Annotated in this window: 6 protein-coding genes; 4 read left to right on the top strand and 2 right to left on the bottom strand. The window is 66.3% G+C overall.

Features of this window, described 5'->3' with window-relative positions:
• Positions 1–1,606, top strand: a 1,606-nt coding sequence (locus CFB18_RS03170) for a CHAT domain-containing protein (protein ID WP_234977004.1), incomplete at its 5' end; no start/stop codon positions are given.
• Between the two features lie 4 nt (positions 1,607–1,610).
• On the top strand, positions 1,611–2,429 hold the full coding sequence (locus tag CFB18_RS03165) for a hypothetical protein (RefSeq protein ID WP_088570358.1): 819 nt from the start codon (positions 1,611–1,613) through the stop codon (positions 2,427–2,429).
• Positions 2,430–2,528: 99 nt separating this feature from the next.
• Here the strand turns inward: CFB18_RS03165 and guaA are convergent, their stop codons facing one another.
• Positions 2,529–4,082: a glutamine-hydrolyzing GMP synthase gene (gene guaA / locus CFB18_RS03160; protein WP_088570357.1), complete on the bottom strand. Its 1,554-nt coding sequence runs from the start codon at positions 4,080–4,082 to the stop codon at positions 2,529–2,531.
• A gap of 370 nt (positions 4,083–4,452) precedes the next feature.
• Between guaA and CFB18_RS03155 the strand changes: the two genes are divergently transcribed.
• Positions 4,453–5,334, top strand: coding sequence for a hypothetical protein (locus CFB18_RS03155; protein ID WP_088570356.1), 882 nt, complete (start codon positions 4,453–4,455; stop codon positions 5,332–5,334).
• 346 nt (positions 5,335–5,680) lie between these two features.
• Positions 5,681–6,424: a hypothetical protein gene (locus CFB18_RS03145; RefSeq protein WP_088570354.1), complete on the top strand. Its 744-nt coding sequence runs from the start codon at positions 5,681–5,683 to the stop codon at positions 6,422–6,424.
• Between the two features lie 1,060 nt (positions 6,425–7,484).
• Here the strand turns inward: CFB18_RS03145 and CFB18_RS03140 are convergent.
• A complete protein-coding gene (locus tag CFB18_RS03140; RefSeq protein ID WP_088570353.1) occupies positions 7,485–8,003 on the bottom strand; it encodes a hypothetical protein in 519 nt (172 codons plus the stop codon).
• Positions 8,004–8,069: the final 66 nt, after the last annotated feature.

Genomic DNA, 8,069 nt, shown 5'->3' with positions numbered 1-8,069 from the left:
GCGTCTGGCGGAAGTGCGGGATCGGGAGGCGAATTTGGAGCGGGCGATCGCCGCCTATCAGGAGGCGCTGGGAATGATCGATCGCTTCTTCCTCTCCGCCTCGGTGGCTGCCCAACTGGGCTTGCAAGAAGAGTGGGCTGGCCTTTATGCCCGCGCGGTGGAGGCCTGCCATCGCGCCGCACGGCCGGCCCTGGCCTTCGCCATCGCCGAAGGCTCCAAATCCCGCCTCCTCACGACGCTGCTCAGCCGCGGCGACCTTCCCGCCCCGGATGTCCTCCCCGCCGAACTGGTGGCGCAAGAGCGCGCCCTGGCCAGTCGCCTCAATGCCCTGGACGCCGCCGCCCTGTCCCGCCACGGCCAGGCCGCGACCGCCGAAGAGGGGGTCACCCGCTTGGCTCACCTGCAACAACGGCAGGCCCTTGTGGATCAACTGCAGGTCGTCTGGCAAAAGATGGAGGGCTATGGTTCCCAGGCCTCCGACTACGTGGCCCTGCGCCGCGGCGATCGCCCCTCCTGGGAGGGTCTGGTCCGCCTGGCTGAAGCCCTCGGCCCTCAAACGGCGCTGCTCTCCCTCTTCACCACCGGCGAGCGCATCCTGCTCTTCGTCCTGCGGGCCGGATGGGAGCGCCCTCAAAGCGTAGAGGTGTCTCTTGCCCCCGATGAACTGCGCTATGTTTACCTTGCTAACTATGCGGATGAGGTGCTCAACCGGCGCCGCCATCTTCAGGCAGGGCGGCCGCTCACCCACCGCTGGCGCGGCCTGGGCCGGCCCCTCCTCTCCCCCGTGCTCCCTTACCTGGAGGGCGTCACCCATCTGGTGATTGCACCTGAAAGCCTGTTCCACCTGCTGCCTCTCCACGCCCTGGAGCTGAACGGGGAGGGGGAAACGCTCCTGGATCGCTACGCCCTCTCCTACATCCCCGCCCTGGGGTTGCTGGAGCGACAATGGCGGCGGGGGCCTATCGCCCAAGGGGAGGCGGTCGTGGTGGGCTACACCCCCGCCGATCCCACAACGCAGCAGGGGCAGGTGGAACGACAGCTCTTCCTGGGCGAGGCGCAGTCGGTGGCAGCACAGATGGGGGTGAAGGCGCTCCTGGACCAGGAGGCCACCGCCGAGCGGCTGCGGGAGGTCCTGAGCGATCGGACCTTGCGCCTGGTCCATCTCTCTTGTCACGGTTCCTTTGATCGGGAAGACCCCCTGCGCTCCGGCGTCCTGCTGGCCGATGGCCTCTTCACCGCCCGCCAGTGGATGGAACTCCACCTGCGCGCCGATCTGGTCACCCTGAGCGCCTGCGAGACGGGGCTGAGCGGTCGCCTGGCGGGGGACGAACTGGCCGGATTGAGCCAGGCGCTCCTCTACGCCGGGGCCTCCTCGCTGCTGGTGGGGCTGTGGTCGGTGAACGCTTGGACCACCGCTTCCCTGATGGTGGATTTCTACCGCCGGCTGTGGGACAAGGGCGGCCACAAGAAGACGGATAAAGCCACCGCGCTGCGGCAGGCCACCCTGGCGCTGCGCAACGGAGAACTCCTGTCCCCTACGGAGCACTTCGATCCTTCAGACCCTTACTACTGGGCTCCTTTCATCCTGATCGGCGATTGGAGGTAATGAGGTGAACGAAGAAATCTGGTTTGAAGAACCTCTGCTCCCGCCGGAGGCGATGGTGGAGGAGACGGCCAAAGGGCTGGAAAAACTGGCCGCCCGGGATGAGCGCCGTCTGGCGGAAGAGAAAAGCCTGGACCTGGCGGCGTTGCAACGGGCGGAGGACAAGGCCGCTGCCATCCGACGATACGTTGAGGAGAGGGCCCGGGGCGTCCTGCGGGTGCATTATCCCCGCTACTGTCTGCTGGCCCCGGAGGAGGCGGCCCATTTACAGACCGCCCCGAGTGGACTGCCGCCAGGCGCTCTGGCACAGGGAAAGCTCTACCTGGTGCGGCTGGGCATCGAGTTTGACGTTCTCCCGGAAGCGCGAGAGGCAGGCTGGGCCTACACCGAGGCCTGGTGCCGGGCCTACCTCTTCTCTCCGGGGAGCAGCGCCCAGCCCCGTCTGCTGGACCTCTATCCGCAGCGCCTCTATGAGGGCGGACCGACCACCGTTCGGGTAGAGGCCGGCTTGGGGTTAAAAGCTGGAATAGTAGGGACGCAGCTCGGCAAGCTCAGCGCAGACCTGCACGTGGGGCAGGTCACGCCGGTGACGCTGGGATTCTTCGGCGAGGAGGAGCGGGCCCCTTACTGGGAACTGCGGGCCAAAGAGAAGCCCATCCTGGGGGTGTATCACTTCTGGATGATCGTGGAGCAGCCGCCGGGATGCGGCCAGGTGCGCCTGGCTGTGTTGGGCGAGGGCAACCTCCAGGCCCGCCTCTTTAGCATCCCCGTGGGGCCTAAGGAGCGGGCGTGGGAGAAGCGTGAGAGCATCCCCCTGGCGGGATAAGCGATGCCGCTGGTCCGACGATGCGCCCCAGCGGGGAGGCGGGCCCTCGGGATGAGAGCGGGTCACGACGATGAGCGGAAAATCCCTCCGGGGCGCTGCTCATTCCCACTCGATGGTGGCGGGGGGTTTGTTCGTGATGTCATACAGCACCCGGTTCACCCCGGGGACCTCGTTCACGATCCGCGTGGCGATGCGGTCCAGCAGCTCGTGGGGCAGGGGGACCCAGTTGGCGGTCATGAAGTCCTCGGTGGCCACCGCCCGCACCACCACCACCTCCTCGTAGGTCCGGGCGTCCCCCATCACGCCCACGCTGCGCACCGGCAGCAGCACCGCGAAGGCCTGGGCGGCCCGCTCGGCCCATCCGGAGCGGGCCAGCTCCTCCTGCACGATGGCGTCGGCGGCCCGCAACCGTTCCAGCCGCTCCCAGGTGACCTCCCCGACGCAGCGCACGGCCAGCCCGGGGCCGGGGAAGGGCTGCCGGCGCAGCAGGGCCTCCGGGATCCCCAGATGCGCCCCCAGGGCGCGAACCTCATCCTTGAAGAGATACCGCAGGGGCTCAATGAGCTCGAAGGAGAGATCGGGGGGAAGCCCGCCGACGTTGTGGTGGGTCTTGATCCGGGCGGCCGCCCGCCGCTCCGGCGCCCGGCTCTCGATGACGTCGGGGTAGAGGGTGCCCTGGGCCAGGAATCGGAAGGGGCCCAGCCGACGGGCGTGCTCGGCGAAGACGGCGATGAAGGTGTGGCCGATCCGCACCCGCTTCTCCTCGGGGTCAGTGACCCCCCGCAGGGCCTCCAGGAAGGCCTCGGCGGCGTTCACCGCAGCCACCGGCAGCCCCAGGGCCCGCAGGGCGGCCACCACCTCCTCCCCTTCCCCCTTGCGCAGCAGCCCGGTGTCCACGAAGAGGCATTGCAGCTGCGCCCCCACCGCCCGATGGACCAGCACCGCCGTCACCGTGGAGTCCACGCCCCCCGAGACGGCGCAGAGCACGCGTTCCCCGCCCACCCGCTCCCGGATCCGCGCGATCTGCTCCTCGGCGATCGCCCGGGGGGTCCAGGTGGGCCGACCGCCGCACAGGGCCACGGCGAAGCGGCGCAGCAGCTCCCGGCCCAGGGGGGTGTGGGCGACCTCGGGGTGGAACTGCACGCCGTAGAGGCGGCGGGCCGGGTCACCGATGGCCGCGAAAGGGGCGTTGGGGGAGCGGGCCATCGCCCGGAAGCCGGGCGGGAGGACCTCCACCCGGTCCCCGTGGGACATCCAGACGGTCATGGGGGAGGGCAATCCGTGCCAGAGGGGATCCTCCGGCTCCAGGATCTCCACCTCCGCCCGACCGTATTCCCGGGCCGGGGCGGGGGCGACCCGCCCACCCAGGGCGTGGGCCAGCAGCTGCATCCCGTAGCAGATCCCCAGCACCGGCCGGCCGCTCTCCAGGACGTAAGGGGGAAGCGAGGGAGCGCCGGGCTCGTAGACGCTGGCCGGACCGCCCGAGAGGACGAAGCCCTTCGGCCGCAGGGCGAGGACCTCGGCGGGGTCCGCGTCCCACGGGAACAGCTCGGCGTAGACGCCGATCTCCCGGATGCGGCGGACGATCAGCTGCGCATACTGGGAGCCGAAGTCCAGCACCGCGATGGCATCATGGACAGGATGGGATGACATCTTCCGAACCTCTATCTTTCCGCTGGAAGCTTCTCGATCCCCTTGAAGGCCAGGCCGGAAGCCTGCTCCGAACCCTCATCGGCATGATACCACCGGGCGGGACGACCGAATCCGGCCTGGGCGCCGAAAAAGCCGGCTGGCGGACGATCCGATGTCCAAGAACGGACCGACGTAGGAGCGGGAGGGCCCGCATGGACCTGTGCGGTCCTCGCGGCGGCCCGTTTTGGAAGCAGCCATATAGCGGGGACCTCACCGCATCCGTAAGGGGCCTGCGGGGGGTGGGATGGAGGAGTTGGCAAAATGCCAACCGGAGTTGGCAGAATGGGCATTGACAGCGGACGACCGGGGTTTTATCGTGGAGATGAGTTGGATGGAGGAGGTGAAGAATGAAACGTGGGTCTTTTGCGTTGCGTCTTTGGATTCTGGGGGCGGGCTTGGCGGGACTTATACTGAGCCTTGGGGATGGAAGCAGCCGGACCTTCGCATCCAGCCGCCGCGAACGCCGGATCCCATCGCCACCCTCGCTTCCGGCGCTTTCCTCTCCGGCTCTTCATCTGCCACATCTTTCGAGCCGCCCCCCTTCATCCGTTACGCGGCGGAATTCCCACAGCGGACGGTGCGTCAGGAGGCGCAGGTTCGCATTCGGATCGCAGACGGGCCTGAGTCCGTTCAGGAGCAGCAGTATCGGGTCGAGCGGGTCGTCCTCACCGGCTCCGACGGCTATCCGGTGCAGGTTTATACACGGGAAGTAGACCCTCGGGGCTTTCTCCGGTATGAATCTCTGGCGGACCAAGAGGAGGAGCGGAGCTTCTACAATTCGGATCCCCCGCTCTGTTTTCGAAAGCAGTCGGGTCCGAAGGCCTCGGTGTTGCAGACGGGGTTGCCCTCCCGGGCGATCGTTGAGCGGCTGGAATCCTCAGGCTACCGGTTGACGGGCCAGATGACCTTCCCAACTCCAGAGCCAGACCTTCTGATGCTCCCGGTCAGGGGGGAGGTTCCCTCTTGGATTCAGCGCTGGGAGCGGGTGGAGGAGGTGCCGGATGGCGGTCGGCGGGTATGGGTGCTGGGAGTGGATCCGGCGGGGTGGGTGGTGTATGCGCTGGGGCGTTCGGAGATGAAGGGACAAGCCCGGTGGACGGAATATGAAGAGATCCGGGGGCCGGTGATGGTCGAGGAGCGGAGGGAGACGTTGCGCCTATCCGTGGAGACGGAGCAGCGGTGTCAGCGCATCGGGTGGATTACATCTCGATGAGGGGATGATGCGATGAGGCGCCTGGGATTTCTGATTTTGGCTACGATGTGCTCACGCTCAATCGGGATGGAGTTCCTGGTCGTGTCAGTGGACAGTGAGCAATGTTCCAGTTCCCGGGGGCGTATTGAGCGGTCGTGGATGCGCACCATGGTGGACAGCTTCAGGGCCACCCAGCTGGCGAATCTGGGGAGACACTTGATCAAGACACCTCCTCCCCCTTCGAATGCCGGGGCCTGGGGAGTCGTGTGCTGGTAAAAGCCGGGTGGTGCATCCTTTCTTCTTGGAACTGCGAGGCGAGGAGAACAATCAGACGAGGGACTCCTGGTGTGGTGAAGGAGGCGATGAAATGATCAGGCATGCGTTCTCGGGAAGGATGAAGGGAGGGGTGGGGTTTCTGTTTGTGGGGGTTCTGGTGGGTCTGGGGGTCCTGGGGTTGCGGGAGGGGGTGCCGGCGGCCCTGACGCCCTCGCCGGCCCACGCGGCGGCGCTGCCGCGGGAGCCTTTCATGGCCTTTGTGGGCCCGCTTCCCTTCGCCCGGGGGCTGCTGACGATGGAGACGCTTCGAGCCGAAGGGGTGGCGTGGTTTTCGGGCTGGGTTCCGTTGCGGCTGGCGGCGATGGGGCGGCCGCTGGATGGGGTGATCGTGGATGGGGAGGCGCTGAGGTGGATGCGCCCGGAGGATCAGAAGTGGCTTCAGGCCCGGTTCCGGGAGGGGGTGGTGATCGTGGTGCTGGGGGTGGATCAGGATGAGGTGGCGCCGGTGCTGGGGTTGAAGCGGCTGCGGCTCCCGGAGGAGGGGGTGATCCCCATGGGATCGCTGGAGTATGTCATGGTCTATGAGGTGATGGAGGGGGATCCCCGGGACATCGCGATCGTGCGGGAGGCAGGACACTTCTGGGAATCGCGGGAATTCCAGGCGCCCGCCGGCATAGCTCGTCCGCTGTATCACGGAGGCGGGAAGGCGATCGGCCGCCTGGACTCGGAGGGGGAGCTGCGGCTGCTGTTCCATCGGCTTCAGATGGCGATTCAAGGCGTTTACGAGATCCGGGCCCAGTATCAGGAAGCCCTCCGGACTTTCGAAGGGAGGTAGAGGATGCGATCCGCGAGCCTTCGACGGTTGACAGGAATCTGGGTGGCCTTCCTGATTGCCGGGATAACATCCGGAACGGTGAGAGCGGAGATGCTGTGGTATGTTTACGCCCCAGGGATCGGTTATGTCGGCAAAGCGGGAACCACCGGTTGGGATAATGGCATTCTGCATGCTTACGGCATTGGGGGATCGATGAGCACTCCACTTTACTATGTCTATGTCGAAACTCGAATCTGGCATTGCTATATGGGGACCTGCCAGATCCAGGATCGGAAATGGAATTCCTGTTTCAGCTGCACTCATGTCAGCACCAATGAGGTCGCTTCAGGTGTTTATGATCGGAAGGCGGGGACCCGGACCGTTTTACAGGGCTTGATGTCGGTGCCACCCGCTGAGTATTATACATCATTGCCCGATTACTCCGCATCGTGCGCGAGTTACTACTGGTATGGAAGGATCTGTTGATGGCTATGCCTTTGAGTGCCGGAGCGTAGGAATGGGCCCCGGTGTGATTGCAAGGCTTTCCAGCTTTGGCTCATCTGGGCGGGTCCAGGCGTTCCGCCGATCGCGCAGCACACCATTCCAACGCTCCCCCTGGGTCCGACCGACATCCCTCCGGAGCACCAGCGGAGAACGCCCTCGCCGACCGGTCAGTTGCGGATCGCGATCCACCCGGCGGATGGCCTTGGGATGAACCTTCCGTCCATCACGGATCCCGGGCCCACCGGCCTGCCTACCAATGCGCCGGCGGGTCCGGCGGACTCCTTCAGCGTCGCTTCGTCCTCTGTGGGCCCACTGCGCCCGTCGTGCCCGACCCTCCTCTAACCTCGCCGCGCTTTTTTACAAACGATTTGAAGGCGTCTCCTTCCACCGAGTTCAGAGGAAGATCATGGATCAGGGCCTGTGGGATTGTCTCTGCTGGGGGAGAACCTCCAGGGCCAGGAGCAGGGCGGGCGTCGAGCGCCCTCCCGGCTCATCCCCCAGCGGGCGGCTCGCATCTTCCAGGGCAGGGGACGGGCTAGTGGTTTGTCAATCGTGCTTTTGTGAGTCTCTGCGCTCATCATGTTGGTAATCTCCAGCCACAAAAACAAACCTGACAAACCACTAGGTCGGCGAGCCGCCAGGCCTCCTCTGGCCGCAGCTGGCGGAGACGATCGCCAATGGCGGCCTCGAAGCGATCCGCCCGGGCGCGCAGGGCAGGGGGCCACGCCTCCTGCCCTGCGCGGAAGGCCTGCAGCCAGCGGAGGTTCTCCGCCCAGGAGGCTGCGCAGTCCAGATATCCGGCGAACCCGAGGAGGTGGGCAACCCACAGATAGAGATCTGACGAGGAAGGGCTCCAGAGCAGGACGCAGTGGCCGGCGGCGCTCTGGACCAGCTTCCCGCCCAGCTCCAGGCTGCATCGGCCAGGCAGTTCAGCGGCGATCAAGAAATCGCCGGGGATGGCGGGGATCGTTTGGGAAGGGTGCAGAGGGTGAACCGGCTCCCCGAGGGGGGCAGCGAGGGCCTGAGCCAGAGGGGGACCCCGGATCGGATCCTCGATCAGGAAGAGGGGTCGATCCATCCCGCCCGACCGCAGCATCCCATCCCTCCGCTCGTGTTGATCGCCTCCTGCTCATCAGGAGCGACCCGGGAAAGCGCAAAACGG

Origin of the sequence: Thermoflexus hugenholtzii JAD2 (assembly GCF_900187885.1) — a bacterium.
Taxonomy (GTDB): domain Bacteria; phylum Chloroflexota; class Anaerolineae; order Thermoflexales; family Thermoflexaceae; genus Thermoflexus; species Thermoflexus hugenholtzii.
This window is presented reverse-complemented; position numbering and strand designations above follow the sequence as displayed.

Coding starts and splice junctions, on each gene's coding strand:
- guaA (WP_088570357.1), bottom strand. CDS start 4,082: ATGTCATCCCATCCTGTCCATGATGCCATCGCGGTGCTGGACTTCGGC.
- CFB18_RS03155 (WP_088570356.1), top strand. CDS start 4,453: ATGGAGGAGGTGAAGAATGAAACGTGGGTCTTTTGCGTTGCGTCTTTG.
- CFB18_RS03145 (WP_088570354.1), top strand. CDS start 5,681: ATGATCAGGCATGCGTTCTCGGGAAGGATGAAGGGAGGGGTGGGGTTT.
- CFB18_RS03140 (WP_088570353.1), bottom strand. CDS start 8,003: ATGCTGCGGTCGGGCGGGATGGATCGACCCCTCTTCCTGATCGAGGAT.